The following is a 17771-nucleotide window of genomic DNA, read 5'->3' on the forward strand; positions in this document are numbered from 1 at the left end:
AAACATGAGTCAAGAAAAGATAGTTATCATAGGTGGCGGAGTTGCCGCTATGACAGCGGCTGTGTACCTTACAGAGCAGAATGATTGGCAAAAAAAGCGTCAAATCACAGTGTACCAACAAGGGTGGCGACTTGGTGGAAAGGGAGCAAGTGGGCGTAACAGTGCCAAAGGAGAACGTATAGAAGAGCATGGATTACATGTTTGGTTTGGTGCTTATGTGAACAGTTTTAAAACCATTGAGACGGTTTATGATAAGTTAAATCGGCCTGCAACTAGTCCTCTAGCCACTTGGCAGCACGCGTTAAAACCGCACAGTTTTATTGTCCTTGAGGAGTTTATAGATAACCAATGGCAAACATGGCCAATTGATTTTCCTTTGCTACCTGGTAATCCAGCACAAGGAAGCCTAGATATTACCCCATGGGATTTTGTGAAAATGACCTTAGCATGGCTTAAAAAATGGATTTTTGAATTACAAACTGTAGCTGATAACGCTAATAGAAAAACACAATTAAGTACAACCAAAAATCGAGACCAATCTTTGCTAAGGCATTTATATCAACAGGTGGAAGACGTGGCTGAAGATAGCCAAGAACTTTGGCAACGATTCAGTGATGACATACATCAGCGAGCAAAAACGATTAGCTCGACTCCGAGTTTATTAATCGATAAGTTAAATAGTTTTGTTCATGCAGATAAAACCTTACTCCCACAGCTTCATGAAAAAAAAGACGGTTTAGTTATTTGGTATATTGTAAGAAAGCTCAAGCGTTGGATAAATGAAGAGCTTATCGAATTAATGGATGAGAATGCTGAACTTAGACGTTTATATATTTGCGCCGATTTAGCTATTGCGATGTTAGTAGGACTCGTCAAGGATAAAGTGTATCGTGACGGCTTTGGTGTTATTAATAAATACGATTTTCGTCAATGGTTAATAAGAAATGGAGCAAATAGAAAGTACAGTGCTGATTCTGCCCCTGTGCGCGGATTTTACGATTTAGTTTTTGCATACCCTAAAGGAGACTTTAGTAAACCTAATGTAGAGGCGGGGGTCGCCGCGTTGGCAATGCTTCGTATAGCGCTGTGTTATCGTGGTGGCGTAATGTGGAAGATGCAAGCGGGCATGGGAGATGTTATTTTTGCACCCATTTATGAGTTGTTAAAAAAGCGGGGAGTTACATTTCACTACTTTCATCAATTGCAAAATATCAGCCCAGGTATTAATCGTCAGGGTGATAACTATATTAAGTCTCTTGAAATACAACAGCAGGTATTACTAAAGCATTCACATTACGACCCATTAATCGAGGTTAAGAACCTACCTTGCTGGCCAAGTGAACCTTTGTACGAACAAATATCCCCTGAACAAGCGACGTTACTGCAACAAAAGAGCGTTAATTTGGAGTCTTTTTGGAGTGATTGGCCATCTATTTATAGGTTACACTTTGGCGAAGACTTACCGTGCGTTAAATTACAACATAAAGTTGATTTTGATTGTGTTGTATTGGGGGTTTCTGTTGCATCATTAAAGCATGTTTGTCCTGAATTACTCTCAGTGGACGCTAAGTTATCAGATCAGGCAAACTACGTTAAAACCGTGGCGACGCAAGCGAGCCAATTATGGTTGAATAAAACAGATGAGCAACTTGGTTGGCAGTTTTCACCTGCGAGTAAAGAAGGGCCGATCCTGAGCGGCTTTAGTGAACCATTTGATACTTGGGCCTCAATGGGGAATTTATTAGATAAAGAATGCTGGCCTAATGCAAATCAGCCAAGCAATATTGCATACTTTTGTAGTGCATTTGCGTGTGATGACACCCCGCCAAAAACAGATCATAACTTTGTAAAAAAAGCACAGGCGCAGGTTAAAGCGAACCTCATAAGTATGCTAAAAGAGAGAATGCAGCCATTGTGGCCACTTAGTTACCATGACAATGAATTTGATTGGTCTGTTTTGTACGGAAAAAACATTGCAGAGCAAAGAGTTGATGAACAATATTGGCGGGTTAATGTCGATCCTAGCGAGCGGTATGTGTTGTCAGTTGCAGGCTCTAGCCAGTATAGAATTGCAACAGATGAAACGATTTTTAACAACTTATTTATTACTGGTGATTGGATCAATACAGGTGTGAATGCCGGGTGTGTAGAGGCCGCGGTAATGGCGGGCATGCAAACTGCAAGGGCTATATGTGGCTATCCAGAATATATAAGTGGAGAGAATGCTTTTGAGCCACCGGAGTATTAAATAAACTTTTTTCTTTGGTGCAGTTTTAGCCAATGAGTTAGTCTATAATCAATGATATAACAGCATATTTACATACACTCACAATAAGGTTGGCTGCATAATGAAAACCCACAGTAACTTTATGTTAAAAAACATAGGGTATATGAGCTCATTTGGTTTATTGCTTCCTTTACAGTTACACGCAACGGGTGAGCAGGTTTTGCATGAAACTAACATCGACGTGATTGAAGTTTATGCACAAAAAAGAGCGCAAAAAATAGAAGAGGTTGGTATTGCCATCAGCCAAGTCAAAGGTGATGTACTTAAAGCTCAGCATTATAAAGATTCAACAGAATTATCGGTATTTTCACCTAATTTTAAAATTAGCCAAAATGCGGCTGAAGGCACCCCGCCAGCGGTAAATATCCGTGGCGTTGGTTTAATTGATTACAACACGGCAAATACATCACCGGTTGCTATATATGTTGATGATATTGCTGTTGGCTCTGCTAGTAATCAATTAGTAAACCTGTTTGATATAGAGCAAGTTGATATTTTACGCGGCCCTCAAGGCACACTATTTGGTCGTAACTCAACCGGTGGAGCGATTTTAATTCGTTCAAAACGCCCAAAGTTCGAGCAAAGCGGCTATTTCACCGCCGGAGTTGCTAATAATAATGCCAATAGTGTTGATGCTATGTTCAACAGGTCGTTGAGTGATAATACGGCCTTGCGGGTAGCATTTAACTACCAAGACTATGACTATTCAACAAAAAATACTTACCCTGCGGCTCCCACAGCAGGGATGGAGCAAATAAATGCACGCATTTCTTTTTTAGCTGATTTTGATTCAGTGCAATTATTACTTAAAGGTCATATTCAAGATTGGGAAGGAATAGTTCAACCTGTAGGGAGTATCGGGGTGGTTGCCAACCCGTTAACGGGAGAGCGATGTAGTCCAGCTCAAGCAGGTTCAACACAATGTTTTGATAGCTTTGGCTTTAATGATGCAAGTGATGATTTTTACACCGTGAGCGTAAATAATGACTCTCCTCATAAAAGTAATGGAAAAGGCGTAAGTGCGCATTTAAATTGGCAACTTAGTGATAATAATGAGCTGATTTCTTTAACCAGCTTTAATGAGCTGGAGCGTCAACATGCTTTCAATTGTGATGGCTCACCCGCTCGCTTATGTGAAGGGAGTCTAGGTTTAGATACACATCAATTTACGCAAGAGCTTAGATTACAGTCGCAATTAAGTGAGCATTTTTTAACAGCTGGGTTGTATTTTGCTGATGAATCTATAAAGCAAGATAACGTGAACGATATTTTACGTGATTTTCGCGGCGTTCTGCCCGCAGATCTCACAGCTACTTTTTTTTACGATAACCACATCACAACACAAAGCATCGCGGCATTTACACAGTTAGATTATCAATTATCTACCAATTGGTTACTGAGTGCTGGTTTGCGTTATTCTTATGAGTCCTTGGATTTTGATTCTCTCTCAGAGCTAAATATTGTGGCCACACCTACAGATTTAAAAGGCGTGCGAGTACCTTTTTACCAAGTACAAGGCGCTCAATCTGATAATGGATTTTCAGGACAGCTAGGGCTAAATTATCAATTTGAGAAACACACGCATGGCTATTATCGCTTTGCAAACGGTGCAAAAAGCGGTGGCTATAATGGTGGTTTTTTATCTTCACCTGAGCAAGCTCAGCTTGCTGATTATCAAAGTGAACGTTTGAATGCACACGAAGTCGGCACTAAATCTTGGTGGCCAGAACAAGGAGTGCGGTTCAATTGGGCTGCATTTTATTATGACTATAATGACCAACAAGTATTTATGAATCAGCCTTCAGCATCTCCCCAAAGCCCACCCGTACAGCTGTTGGAAAATGTGGGAGACTCAATAATATACGGTTTGGAGGCAGAACTTGATTACGCTATCTCAAGGGGACTTAACCTTCAATTTACCTTAGGCTATATCCCTCATGCTGAATTTGAAGAGTATATAGACCCACTTGGCAATGAGCTTACAAATAAGCGGCTCCCATTTACCTCAAAATGGAATGCAAGTGCTGGACTTAAGTACACATTTGAGCTTGCGACAAACCCCTTAACTGCGCAGTTACTTATAGATTATCAGTCAGATTACTATTTTGATCAAAACCAGAACCCGTATGCGATGCAAGATGGTTATAGTATTGTTAATGGTAACCTCCGTTATCAATTAGAACAGTGGGGCTTTGTTGTTTGGGGTAAAAACCTGTTCGATACCCAGTACAGTAATTTAAAGTTTGATTTAAGTTCTTTTCTAGGCATGCTCGAAGATTTTAAAGGTGAAGGGCGACGTTATGGGCTGGATATTAGCTATCAATTCTAGCCATGATATATTTATTTAAGGTGCGATGTATGCCAGCTCGGGCAACGCTAAGACAATTGCTATACATTTTAATGATCTGTTGCTCGCATGTGGCCGTAGCAAATAATTCAGATGTATATATTTATAATACGCCTAATCAAAGTGGAAACTTATTAAATCAAGGGCGTGTACTTGAAGTTCGAAATGGCGCTTTTCCTAGTAGTAGTACCGATATCTCCGCTTGGCTTGAAAATAAAAAGCCTCAGAACAGAACCACCTTTTTTGGCGGAAGTTTTTGGTTTGTTATTCAGCTCGAAAATCAAAGTCAGTTACAGGAGTTAGTGTTATTTCCTTACAATACCTTGTTGTCAAAAATTGAAACGCGTATTTATGACATGTCAGACTCTAGTCGTACTGTTGCGCGTTATGAAACAGGCGGGTTAGTCGAAAATGAATTCGCCTTTCATTATGGTAATAAAATACAGCTTACGCCCAATAAACCCTACTTTTTAATCGCTAAATTTCAAAGTGACTATTTTTATACTCCTCCTAAGCTAGTGCTTACACCTTATGATGAGTTTTTTGCTAAAACGACTATTCAAAATATTATCATGCTGCTGTGCTTTGGAGTGGGTATTGCACTTGGCTTATATAACTTACTGATATACTTTGCCGCTCGTGATGTAACCCATCTTTATTATGCGCTATTCACCGCGTGCTGGGTGCTGGCTTGGAGCCAGTTTTTTCATATTCCGGATCAACTTTTTGGTTTTTACAACGCTCATTTTCATTGGTTGGGCTTTAGTCTTATTCCGATGGCTAATATACTGTTTTATAACAATCTACTAAGGCTGAAAGAAACGTCACCTAAATTATCCTTAGTGTCTTTATCATTAGGGTGTATTGCTACTGCGGGGGTGCCATTAGCGATCATTTGGCCCGGTTTTGGCTTTATTTGGGCCACACTCGTTACTGGATCTACCTTATGCTTAGGTATGCTAGTAGGTATCAGAAGTTGGATGAGTGGCTTTAAACCAGCTCGTTACTTTGTGCTTGCTTATTTAGCAATGGCTATCCCTAATATGATCGGTAATTTAACCAACCTTGGCTTGATTGCGCCGATGGCTTTTGATTTATACTTACTTGGTTTAATTGGTACTGCGCTTGATGCCATGTTATTAGCATTTGCTGTGGCTAATAAATTTAGACTTCTACACGAGGAAAATGTAGCGCTAACGAAAAATTTAGAGCAAAAAGTGCAATCACGTACTCACGAGTTACAACAATTAGCTGAAGAACTGCGTGATGCCAGCGAAGCGAAAAGTCGCTTCTTAGCAAATATGAGTCATGAAATTCGCACCCCTATGACCTCTATAATTGGTTATGCAGATGGTATTATTTTGGGTGATATCAAGCCCCATGAGCGTAATCATGGTATCCGAGTTATTTTGCAAAACAGCCGCCATGTGTTGGGTTTAATCAATGACATATTGGATATGTCGAAAATTGAGGCGAACCGTTTAGAAATTGATTTAGTTGAAACTGACTTATTTGCCACTATCGCAGAGATTGAATCGCTACTTGGTAAGCAAATTCGAGATAAAGGATTAAAATTTGGTGTTGATTATGTCTTTCCGCTACCCGATTGGATTATTTCTGATCCAACGCGTCTTAGGCAGGTCTTATTAAACTTAGCAACGAATGCGCTTAAATTTACCAGTGTTGGGCATATTCAGTTAGTTGTTGCTTGCTCGGCAGAGCAGCTTAAAATTACAGTTAAAGATACCGGAATTGGCATGACACAAAGCGAGCGAAAAGAATTGTTCTCGCCATTTTATCAAGCTGATTCATCAATTTCGCGTAAATATGGTGGGACTGGCCTTGGCTTAAATATCTCTAAGAGTTTAGCTCATAAACTCGGTGGCGATTTAACCGTGAGTTCTGAAGTTGGTTGTGGCAGTGAGTTTTGTTTAGAACTTAACTTAAAAATTACGGATAAAACAAAATGGATTAATTCATTTGATGAGGTGATCTGCCATGAATCAAAAGAGGTCCCCGAAAATATCTGCCAACAAAACCTAGTCGGCGAGGTATTAATTGCAGAAGATCACCCAGAAAATCGCCAGCTTATAAAACGAATTTTGGAACGAATGGGCTTAACAGTAACAGCCGTCGAAAATGGTCAAGATGCAGTTCAAGCAACCCTTGATGAGCAATTTGACTTAATTTTACTTGATATACAAATGCCAATTATGGATGGTGAGCAAGCGATTCATATTATGCAAGCAACAGGACTTTCCACACCCATTGTCGCTTTAACGGCAAACACGATGAAACATGAAATCGACCGCTATTTAAAGCAGGGGTTTATTGATCATATCGCTAAACCAATTGATAGAACACAGTTTAGTCACAAGATTGCCAGTTACTTGGATATAGAAATAGCTGATGATGTGAAGCTCCCTGATCATGAATTTGAATTACTCAAACATGATTATATTAAAGGGCTACGCATTCAAAAAGAAACGTTACTGCAACAGTTTAAATCCGGTGATATGACGGGCTTTGCCCAAAGCGTGCACATGATAAAAGGGACCGCAGGGATGTTTGATTGCTTAAGCCTTTATAAAAAGTCAGTTGAATTAGATAAAGTTATAAAAGCTGATTCAGTCACGCTTGATTCTCAGTTAGTGAATGCTTTGTTTACAGCCATTGATGATGTTCTGGCTGAGCCATCTTAATGGTTAACTATTTAACTGTTGAATAGTCGATATCACTTTTTGAATGCAGACAAGTCAGTAAGTAGATGATTTAATATATTATCTTCTCTGGTATGAATCATGTAAGAGGCTTAATGGATTATCAACACATTTCAGTGCCAAGCGAAGGCGAACAGATTAGCATAAATGCCGAAGGGCAATGGCATATTCCGAATAAGCCCATTATTGCTTTTATTGATGGTGATGGTGTTGGCGCAGATATCTCCCCCTTAGTACGCCAGATTGTTGATAATGCAATAGCTCATTGTTATGGCAGTACTAAAAAAATTTACTGGCTTGAAGTGTTTAATGGTGAAAAAGCTGCAAAGTTATACGACGGTGATTGGTTCCCACAAGAGACAATTCACGCGGTAAGGCAATTTAAAATCGCGATTAAAGGCCCGCTGACTACTCCCTTAGGCGGAGGTTTTCGCTCACTTAATGTAGCGCTACGCCAGGAAATGGACTTATTTGTTAATATGCGGCCAATCAAAGGCTATAGTGCACTGCCTTCACCGTTAAAATATCCTGAAAAAACCAAGATTGTTGTTATTAGAGATAGCTCTGAGGATATTTACTCTGGTATTGAATGGCAAGCAGGTAGTGTTGAAGCCGAAAAAATGTTGGATTTTTTATCTCAAGAGATGGGCGTGACACGATTACGTTTTGATCAGCAATGTGCAATAGGGATAAAGAATATTTCTAAAGAAGGCGCTGAGCGATTAATGCGTTATGCTCTTGAGTATTCACTTGAACAGCAAAGTGATTCACTTACCGTGGTTCATAAAGGCAATGTATTAAAGTTTACAGAAGGTGCATTTAAACGTTGGGGGTTTGATTTAGCTAAACGAGAATTTGGTGCGAAGGAGCATGAAAATGGTCGTTGGCTTATTATAGAGCGTGTTCAGCGAGCCCCACTTATTATTAAAGAAGTGATAGCAGATAATATGTTACAACAAGCATTAATGACCCCCGAGCAATTTGATGTAGTTGTAACGACAAATCAAAATGGGGATTACTTAGCGGATATGCTGACTGCACAAGTGGGCGGCATCGGTATTATGCCAGCGGCAAATTTAAATAATGACGTTGCGTTTTTTGAACCCACACATGGGCCATTTGAACGAATTGCTGGCACTGATACTGCAAACCCTAGTAGTAGTATTTTAAGTGCGGTGATGATGTTGCGGTTTATGAATTGGCATGATGCTGCACAAGCGATAGAAAATGCACTTGCCGCTACATTAGATGCGAATGAAATAACATTTGATCTTGATACAAAATCGCATAGCGCGACGATCCTCAGCTGCAGTGAATTTGCAATGAAGATCATCGAGCGTGTAAAGCAGTCATAATTTAAGCTGCGTTACTATTGGTAAAACTTTCGCGGTACATGCAAGGGCGATTAGTAAGTTTAGCAGCACGTTGATAAATAACTTTAGCGTCATGCTCATTGCTTGGCGTGGCACTGAGTGTATCCATTAGAGCTACAACAATAATTGCAGGCACTTGACAACAAAACTCATCTAAAACGGCCGTTGTAGTTTGAGCATCTGCATGACAATGTGGGTGCGCGTGCTCAACTTGATACGCGTGAAGCAAAGTTTGGGCATCTAAAGCTGCATCATTTTCATGTTTGTTTTTACGGCACTGGCAGCCAAATTCATCCACCAATGTTGCTAAGGCTTGATAAATCTCTTCGCTCGTTAACCTTGTTTTTTGGCAAAGTTGCTGTTCAATAAATGCATGAAGATTACCATCGATGAATAAGCCGTCTTGTTGGGTGAAACGTTCTGTAGTTTGCATCATAATAATATCTCTTAGTTATAGTGTGAGTGAATCATTTGTATGACTTCACTCTAGCGCTAAGAGTACTATTTATGAAATTGTTGTTTTCAATAACTGATATTGATTTTATCAATATTTAAGAGCTTATAATGTGTTGGTCTTTATTCATGGCTTTGAGCACGTGTTTTGCGACCTCAAACAGAGAACATTGTTGGTCCATTGCTTGTTTCTGCAAACGTTTGTGGGCTTGCTCTTCAGTGATATCTAGATGTTGGATCAAGATTAACTTTGCTCTATTTAATGTTTTTTGTTCACTTATTACTTGTTTGGCATCTTGCAAGGCATCGTTCATCTGTTTTAGGTGTTCACTTTGTTCCATGATTAAATCGTAAAAAGTGCGGTTGCTTGTGAGTCGATGCTGCGCTAAGTTGCTATTATTAGAGGTGTAATCAACGCTCGAACCTGACCCATCTAAAGGAATGTCACTCAGTGCTTTTATATGATTTTTGTGTTCATGTAATTGACGTTTAGCAATATGAATCTGTTTCTCGGCGCTAGTTGTTAGTTGCTCTGCGATTAACTTCTCGATTCTATGCATATGATCAATACGTGTGGTTGTGATGTCGTACCAGACTTCGCTTATTTCGTTGAGCTGTGAACTACCTTGCGGTAACTCTTGTATTAAATTGCGCAGCCTTTGTAGTTGAACGCTTGCTTCGTCTTCAGTTAGTTGTGCGTACGCTGTAGTTAAATCATTACCGGCATATTTTAAAAATATAATAAAATTGTCTTGCTGTGTATTTTGTAAGTGAGCTAGCTGGTCTTTGCGCTGTGTGCTAAATGCACCAGATGCAAAACCGATAGCACCGCAAGCACGCTCTTGTCCGGCATGTTCTTTTGCTTGCACAAAATTAAATAGTGCAATTAAAAGTCGGGTGATCAGTGGATCACTTGCGCCATCAGCGGCTTCTAATAGAATATTTAATAATGAACTAATATGTTGTGAAAAAGCTTGGCTGGCATGCTCTGCCGTTACTTTTTGATTGCGAATTTGTTCTCGTAAAATGGGTAATCGTGCAAGGCATTGTAAGCTAAAAGTTATTCGATTAAATAAACGTGTATTACCTATGCTGTGTTTTGAATTTAAGTAATGTTGCTTTAACTCAGTATAAAGTTGTTGCTCGGATTCAATACTCTGCGCAATTTGTTCACGACGTTGTTGCACAAAACGCTCACAACCTGAAGCAATAAAAATATTACTGATACCACGTTCTTTTTGAAGTTGATGAATAAAGTGGCCTAGAGTTATTAATGTTTTACAACTTATGGCTAAGTGCTGTAGCGCATTAATTTCTTCATGTTTTGCTGCAAGTAAAAATTGTTCTGTGAGAGGGCTGACTCTGGGCATAAAATTTAATATGTTTATATTATTATTGTTAATAATAGTGCAACCCTTGTTCCAGTCAGCAAAAATATTAGGTCAGAATAAAGCATCGCTTTTTAAGGTTATGAAATAACGAGAATTAAAAAGTATATAGTTTATTTTAACTAAGCAACTTTTGGCACTTAGTAATATAAAACACTCACTTTATCTGATCTTTTTGGTGCGTAAAATGGAAATTCGCACTATGTTGGCGCAAATGAATTCACCGTTTATTCTGATTAAAAGTGTATAACCATCTGTTTAAAAGTGACTTTTAAACAGATGGTTATATTGGCACTGTTGTTGCTTTAGTAATAAAGTCAATCGGGTTGTGTGCCCTCACAGTGTGTTTTAGTTAAGACGAAGACGTCTACTTATTTGCTCAATAAGCAAGTAGTAGGCGTTTTTTTTTGCCTGAAATATAGCAACGCACAGTGGTAATTAATCAATAACAACGAAGGTGAATACTATGGCTTATTTAATACCCACAGAATTTGTTACAAAAATGGTCGACTCTGGTGAGTCAAAAATCTATATGTCGACTCGCGATACACTAATACGTGCGTTTATGGCGGGCGCTATTTTAGCATTAGCCGCAGTATTTGCGGTGAGTGTAGCAGTGGCAACTGGATCTCATTTATTAGGATCAGTGTTATTTCCTGTTGGATTTATCATGTTGTACTTGATGGGGTTCGATTTATTAACAGGGGTATTTGTATTAACCCCTTTAGCATGGCTTGCCAAGCGTCCTGGAGTCACGTGGTCACAAATTCTACCGCACTGGGGTAAAGTATTCGCAGGTAACTTCTTAGGCGCATTAACTGTTGCATTTATGATGGCGTTTATATTTACCTATGGTTTTAATACTGATGGCGGAGCAATCGCAGCAAAGGTTGGCCACATCGGTGAAGCACGTACGTTAGGGTATGCGGAATATGGTACTGCTGGTTGGCTAACTATTTTTATTCGCGGCATGTTATGTAATTGGATGGTCTCTCTCGGTGTTGTCGGTGCGATGATTTCAACACATGTTAGTGGCAAAGTGATTGCGATGTGGATGCCAGTGATGTTGTTCTTTTTTATGGGTTTTGAGCACTCTGTTGTGAATATGTTTTTATTTCCGTTTGCACTTATGATGGGTGGCGATTTCTCAGTAATGGACTATTTAGTATGGAATGAAATACCAACTGCACTAGGTAATTTAGTGGGCGGGTTGGCATTTACTGGGTTAACTTTATATACCACGCATTATAAAACTGCACCAAAGCGCTCTTTAAATACGCAAGAGCCTATTAGTAAACCTGTTACGGGTTAACGCATAGTGACACAGCTAAGCCTACGGATAGGGCAACACTCAAGCGCCGGTAGCAAAGATATTAATCAAGATTGCTACGGCGCTTTTGTGCCAAATAGTCCTGAACTTGAACTCAAAGGAGCTGTTGTTGCATTAAGCGACGGAGTAAGCAGCTCACAAGTCAGCCAAGTTGCGAGTGAAACAGCAATAAAAAGTTTTCTATCTGATTATTATTGTACCAGTGATGCGTGGTCGGTTAGCCATGCGGCGCAACAAGTTTTGACCAGTACGAATGCATGGCTGTATGCGCAAAATCAGCAAGGTCCTTATCGGTTTGATGTTGAAAAAGGCTATGTTTGCACTTTTTCAGCGGTGATATTCAAAAAACAACATGCCCATATTTTGCATATTGGCGATAGCCGTATCTATCACCTTAGAGAGGGTAATGTATCGCAGTTGACTCGTGATCACCGCTGGTATCAGGGAAGCGATACCAGCTATTTAAGTCGTGCACTTGGTGCCGCAGGCCATTTGCACTTAGATCACGACAGTGTAGAGCTTGTACAAAATGACGTGTTTTTTTTGATGACGGATGGAGTCAGTGATTATTTAACTCCAATCCTGATGCAGGAAATATACGCCGAATATTTGCATGACTTAGATGCTTGCGCTGAGGCGTTTGTTGAAACAGCACTTAATGCTGGTAGTGATGATAACCTCACGGTGCAAATTGTGGTGGTTGATCATGTAGATGATAAAAACCAGCATTGTCTATTTGATGAGCCTCTTCCATTACCACCTATGTTATCAAGTAACGATGAATTTGATGGTTATAAAATACTTCGTTCTATTCATCGTTCAAGTCGCAGCCATGTATATCTAGCTGCGGATTTAACGAGCGCTCAACAATTGATAATAAAAACCCCTTCAATTGATTTATCCTATGACCATGAATACCTAGAGCGTTTAATGCTCGAAGAGTGGGTCGCAAAAAGAGTGAGTAGTCCTCATGTCATTTCGATTCCTCGCATATCACGGGAGCGCAGCTATTGGTACACTGTAAGTGAATATATTCAAGGGCAAACCTTAGCACAGTGGCTTGTTGATCATCCACAGCCTAGCATCATAGACATACGAGCTATCATTGAACAAGTGGCGAAAGGGCTGATGGCTTTACACCGAAGCGATATTTTGCACCAAGATCTACGCCCTGAAAATATAATGGTAGACAATAATGGCACGGTAAAAATTATTGATTTAGGCTCGGTGCGCGTTGCAGGTATTGCAGAGCTTGAGGACTCACAGTTACTTGGCACGGCGATGTATACAGCCCCTGAGTATTTTGTTGGCGGTGGTGGCAGTGCTTGCTCAGATCTGTTTTCATTAGCTGTACTCACATATTATATGCTCTGTGGTCGTTACCCTTATGGAGTCAATGTTGCTAAAGCTCGAACGTTATCAGCACAATATAAATTAAATTATCAGTCAGTTGTTGATCCTGAACGTGATATCCCACTCTGGATTGATGCAACCCTCAAAAAAGCGTTACAGCCCAACCCTGCAAAACGCTATCAAGTATTATCTGAATTCATTTTTGATTTACACAACCCAAATCCTGCATTTTTAACCAATTTAAATCCGCCATGGGTAGAGAAAAATCCAGTGCGTTTTTATCAAGGCTTATCGGTGCTATTAGCTTTGTTACTCGTCGTATCATTAATAACATAGGCACTATCTGTTTCCGATGAAATACAACGATTAGCAAAGTCAGTAGTGAAAAAGTGGGCCTGTAGGCCCATCATAAAGTGGTTAGGAAGGGAGTGGGGAATCTCGTAATAAAAGTGTTAAACCTGTGCTGCGCTTATTTCAAGCAATTGTTTTTCAATAGCCATTTGATGATGTATTACCTCTCCAATCATGATCAAGGTAGGGCCTGTGAGGTTTGCAGTTGCTGATTTATTGGCGATATCTTCAAACGTTCCACTAATTACTTGTTGGCTTGCGGTTGTGACTTGCTCTAGTAAAGCAATGGGGGTGTTTATTGGCCAACCTACAGAGCATAAACCATCTACTAACTGAGATAGGCGGCCTAAACCCATGTAAACAACTAAAGTTGGATTGTCTTGATTAGGCAGGTGATGATAATTTTCCCATTTTGGCTGTTGTTTTGGGTCTGCAAACTGTGCTGTCATAAAGGTAACACTACGGGCAACCCCACGTGCTGTAAGAGGGATACCTGTGTAAGCAGATGCTGCACATGCGGTAGTTACACCCGGCACTATGGCAAAGGGAATATTATGCTCTGCAAGGGCATCAGCTTCTTCATTAACGCGGGCAAAAATACTTGGGTCGCCCCCTTTTAACCGAATGACTGTATGTCCCTGCTGAGCATAGTTAACTAATAACTTACTTATATTAGCTTGTTGCATTGAGTGTTTGTTAGCACGCTTGCCAACAAACACCCGTTGTACGTTTTCAGGAAGAGTACGCAGCAGCTCAACCGAGACTAACCAATCGTATAAAATAACATCGGCACTTTCAATTAACCGCTGCGCTTTAACTGTGATCAGTTCTGGATCGCCAGGTCCTGCTCCAATTAAATAGACATGACCTTGCTTTTGGCGGGTTTTAGATTGATTAAATGGTTTGCTGATCAAATTAGCTAACCAGTTTGATTCTGACCCCATAAAATAAGAAAGTACACTCATAAGTTTTCCCTAAACAATTAACTAAGCTGCGCTAGTTTGCTCTGCACAGACTTGTGCTTGGACAAATACGCGGTCGTTTTCAATTTTGACGGGGTACGTTGCAACACAAACATCGCTTTGTTCTATACATTGCCCTGTTTGAAGGCAAAAATGCTGTTTATATAACGGAGAGGCGACAACTAGCGCGTTTTGCATACTGCCGATAATGCCCCGAGATAAAACATTGGCATCACCGATAGGGTCATAGTTATTGATGGCAAAAACCGCTGCTGGCTCTTGTGGAATATAGAATAAAGCGATTTGTGTATTCTCAACTAATGCACATACGCCGCTGTCTGCTACTAGATCATCAATTGATGCGATATCATGCCACAACATTGTCTTGCTCCTTTTCAATTTCAACAACTGGGATTAACTGCTCGGTACTACGCGAATGGTTTCGTTTTTCTAATTTTGTTGCCGGGCGGATTTGGTTCCGCTCTTGGACAAACAAAATATTACTGTCTTGCTCTGGGCTATTTACAAATTGGCGGAAGCGTTTGACAGCTGTTTGGCTTTCAATAGTGGTTTTCCATTCACATTGATAGGTCGCTACTACATGCTCCATTTGTGCTTCAAGCTCGGAACAAATATTTAAGCTGTCTTCGATAACAACTTTACGTAAATAGTCTAAACCTCCTTCAAGGTTCTCCATCCACACAGATGTACGTTGTAGTTTGTCTGCTGTTTTAATGTAGAACATGAGTATGCGGTCAATATAGGTGATCAGCGTTTGCGTATCGAGATCAGTGGCAAATAAGTCAGCATGGCGTGGACGCATGCCGCCATTACCACACACATAGAGGTTCCAGCCATTTTCAGTGGCAATTACACCAATATCTTTACTTTGTGCTTCAGCACATTCACGGGTACAGCCAGACACGGCCATTTTAATTTTATGTGGTGATCGTAAGCCCTTGTAGCGATTTTCAATGTCTATTGCTTGGCCAACACTGTCTTGTACGCCATAACGGCACCATGTACTGCCAACACAGGATTTAACCGTACGCAAGGATTTACCATAGGCGTGGCCTGTTTCGAAGCCAACATCAATCAGCTTTTGCCAAATAATTGGCAGGTGCTCAAGGCGGGCGCCGAATAAATCAATACGCTGACCACCTGTAATTTTACAGTACAGATTAAACTCTTGTGCTACCTCCCCAAGAACAATGAGTTTATCTGGTGTGATCTCGCCTGCTGCAATTCGTGGAACAACTGAGTATGAGCCATCTTTTTGCATATTAGCTAAGAAGGTATCATTGGTATCTTGTAAGCCAACATGGGGTTTATTGAGAATGAAATCATTCCATGTTGCCGCTAATATGTTAGCCGCTGCTGGTTTGCAAATATCACAACCTTTACCTTGACCAAACTTGTTTAGTAGGTCATCAAAAGTTTTGATGCCATCAACTTTTACGAGATGCATCAATTCTTGACGAGAGTAGGCGAAGTGTCCACAAATGTGATTGTTAACTTCAACACCGCGCGACTCTAATTCTTGATCAACCACTGTTTTTAGTAAGGCGGCACATCCGCCACAGCCACTGGCAGCTTTTGTACAATTTTTAACTTCGCCCAGCTCACAGGCACCCCCATCAATGGCGCTGATGATGTCGCCCTTACTGACATTGTGGCAAGAGCAAATCGTTGCGGCATCTGGAAGTGCTGAACTAGAAAGTGTTGGAGCGTCACCAGTTACTGGTAAAATTAAACATTCAGGGTTTTCTGGTAGGGTCATGTCGTTCAACATGTATTGCAGTAATGTATCGTAATCACTGGTATCGCCAACAAGTACGGCACCAATTAATTTGTCTGTTTGCTCATTAAAAACGATTTTTTTGTAACTACCACGAATAGGGTCTTGATAGACCATCTCTTTACAATTTTCGGTTTTGCCGTGAGCATCACCAATTGAGCCCACTTCAACACCAAGTAATTTTAATTTAGTGCTCATATCGGCGCCAGAGAAGGCTAAATCACCACCACTGAACTGACTTGCGACAACACGCGCCATATTATAACCAGGTGCAACTAAACCAAATATGAAATTGCTCCACAAGGCGCATTCACCGATAGCATAAATATCCGGATCAGATGTTTGGCATTGATTGTTGATAACAATACCGCCTCGGGGACCTATTTCAAGCTCTGTGGCACGGCCTAATTGATCGTATGGGCGAATGCCAGCCGAGAATAAAATAATATCTGTTTCAAGGTGACAGCCATCGCTGAAGTTCATTCGGTAACGGCATTGCTCCCCTTTGACAATTTCTTGTGTGGCTTTACCGGTATGAACGGTAACACCTAATTGTTCTATTTTATTTTTAAGTAATTCACCACCAACTTCATCAAGTTGTACACCCATAAGTTGTGGCGCAAATTCGACCACATGCGTATCTAACCCAAGTTGTTTTAGGGCATTACTGGCCTCAAGACCTAATAGACCACCACCCACTACCACACCTACTTTACTCACTTTGGCGCTTTGTTGAATTGCTTCTAAATCTTCTAATGTACGATAAACCAAACAATGGGGCTGATCATTACCAGGAATTGGCGGTACAAATGGGTATGAGCCGGTTGCTATAACAAGTTTATCGTAGTCATATTGCTGACCAGTTGTTGTTTTAACAACTTTATTTTGTTTATCTATCTGATCAACCCATGTATTAGTGTGTACACTTATATTGAGTTGCTGATAGTTTTCTGCAGTTGTTAAAGCTAAATCAGCAGGGCTTTTACCATCAAAAACGCTCGATAGATATACGCGGTCATAGGCTAAATGAACCTCACCGCATAACACGGTTATGACAGCATTCGCATCGCTGGCACGCATTTGCTCTACAAAGTGATGACCCACCATGCCATTACCAATGACGAGAATTTGTTGGGGTGTTTGCATGTGGTATTCCTTAGTTTTGACGGTTTTACAAACACAAAAAAGCCCGCCACTTAAAGTAATAAAACAGTAAGTATGCGGGCTTCTTTGCCTAAAATTTAAGTTGTTTTTTTTATTGTTTTAGTAAGCGCAATTAAGTGCTCTTAATTCTTATAAAGCAGATAAAGTGCCAACTTATTAAGTTGTTGAATTTAAGTGTAATTTATAAGTGGAGAATGAAATCATAACGAAGTATTGATCTATTTTAGTGCGCCTTAGCACCATCT

General features: G+C 40.3%; 11 protein-coding genes. 6 read left to right on the forward strand and 5 right to left on the reverse strand.

Annotated features, from left to right (window positions below; translation table 11 throughout):
• The first annotated feature begins 4 nt into the window (after positions 1–4).
• The 4 genes from QMA12_RS04310 to icd all read left to right on the forward strand — a co-directional run bounded on the left by QMA12_RS04310 (position 5) and on the right by icd (position 8709).
• Positions 5–2248, forward strand: coding sequence for an NAD(P)-binding protein (locus QMA12_RS04310; RefSeq protein WP_290208867.1), 2244 nt, complete (start codon positions 5–7; stop codon positions 2246–2248).
• 100 nt (positions 2249–2348) lie between these two features.
• Positions 2349–4616: a TonB-dependent receptor gene (locus QMA12_RS04315; protein WP_290208868.1), complete on the forward strand. Its 2268-nt coding sequence runs from the start codon at positions 2349–2351 to the stop codon at positions 4614–4616.
• Between the two features lie 29 nt (positions 4617–4645).
• A complete protein-coding gene (locus tag QMA12_RS04320) occupies positions 4646–7336 on the forward strand; it encodes a 7TM diverse intracellular signaling domain-containing protein (RefSeq protein ID WP_290208870.1) in 2691 nt (896 codons plus the stop codon).
• A 113-nt stretch (positions 7337–7449) separates the two neighbouring features.
• Complete coding sequence (icd, locus tag QMA12_RS04325) at positions 7450–8709, forward strand: NADP-dependent isocitrate dehydrogenase (RefSeq protein ID WP_087531836.1); 1260 nt, start codon at positions 7450–7452, stop codon at positions 8707–8709.
• A gap of 1 nt (position 8710) precedes the next feature.
• Here the strand turns inward: icd and QMA12_RS04330 are convergent, their stop codons facing one another.
• Both QMA12_RS04330 and QMA12_RS04335 read right to left on the reverse strand, forming a co-directional pair.
• A complete protein-coding gene (locus tag QMA12_RS04330; RefSeq protein WP_290209067.1) occupies positions 8711–9160 on the reverse strand; it encodes a hypothetical protein in 450 nt (149 codons plus the stop codon).
• A 118-nt stretch (positions 9161–9278) separates the two neighbouring features.
• On the reverse strand, positions 9279–10550 hold the full coding sequence (locus QMA12_RS04335) for a nitrate regulatory protein (RefSeq protein WP_290208871.1): 1272 nt from the start codon (positions 10548–10550) through the stop codon (positions 9279–9281).
• A 484-nt stretch (positions 10551–11034) separates the two neighbouring features.
• Between QMA12_RS04335 and QMA12_RS04340 the strand changes: the two genes are divergently transcribed.
• A complete protein-coding gene (locus tag QMA12_RS04340) occupies positions 11035–11880 on the forward strand; it encodes a formate/nitrite transporter family protein (protein ID WP_087531838.1) in 846 nt (281 codons plus the stop codon).
• A 6-nt stretch (positions 11881–11886) separates the two neighbouring features.
• Entirely contained in the window at positions 11887–13587 is a 1701-nt protein-coding gene (locus tag QMA12_RS04345; protein WP_356948019.1) for a protein kinase, read from the forward strand.
• A gap of 116 nt (positions 13588–13703) precedes the next feature.
• On the opposite strand, the gene cobA is transcribed toward QMA12_RS04345, so the two are convergent.
• From cobA to nirB, 3 genes are read right to left on the reverse strand one after another with little or no spacing between them, the layout of a single operon-like run.
• On the reverse strand, positions 13704–14567 hold the full coding sequence (gene cobA / locus QMA12_RS04350; protein ID WP_290208872.1) for a uroporphyrinogen-III C-methyltransferase: 864 nt from the start codon (positions 14565–14567) through the stop codon (positions 13704–13706).
• A 21-nt stretch (positions 14568–14588) separates the two neighbouring features.
• The gene (gene nirD / locus QMA12_RS04355) at positions 14589–14945 is read right to left on the reverse strand and encodes a nitrite reductase small subunit NirD (RefSeq protein WP_290208873.1); all 357 of its coding nucleotides are present in this window, start codon (positions 14943–14945) and stop codon (positions 14589–14591) included.
• Positions 14932–17508 (reverse strand): nitrite reductase large subunit NirB, encoded by a 2577-nt coding sequence (gene nirB, locus QMA12_RS04360; RefSeq protein WP_290208874.1) that lies wholly within the window; start codon positions 17506–17508, stop codon positions 14932–14934. Before nirB ends, nirD begins: the two co-directional genes overlap by 14 nt.
• Positions 17509–17771: the final 263 nt, after the last annotated feature.

This window comes from Pseudoalteromonas sp. APC 3893 (genome assembly GCF_030408095.1).
Taxonomy (GTDB): domain Bacteria; phylum Pseudomonadota; class Gammaproteobacteria; order Enterobacterales; family Alteromonadaceae; genus Pseudoalteromonas.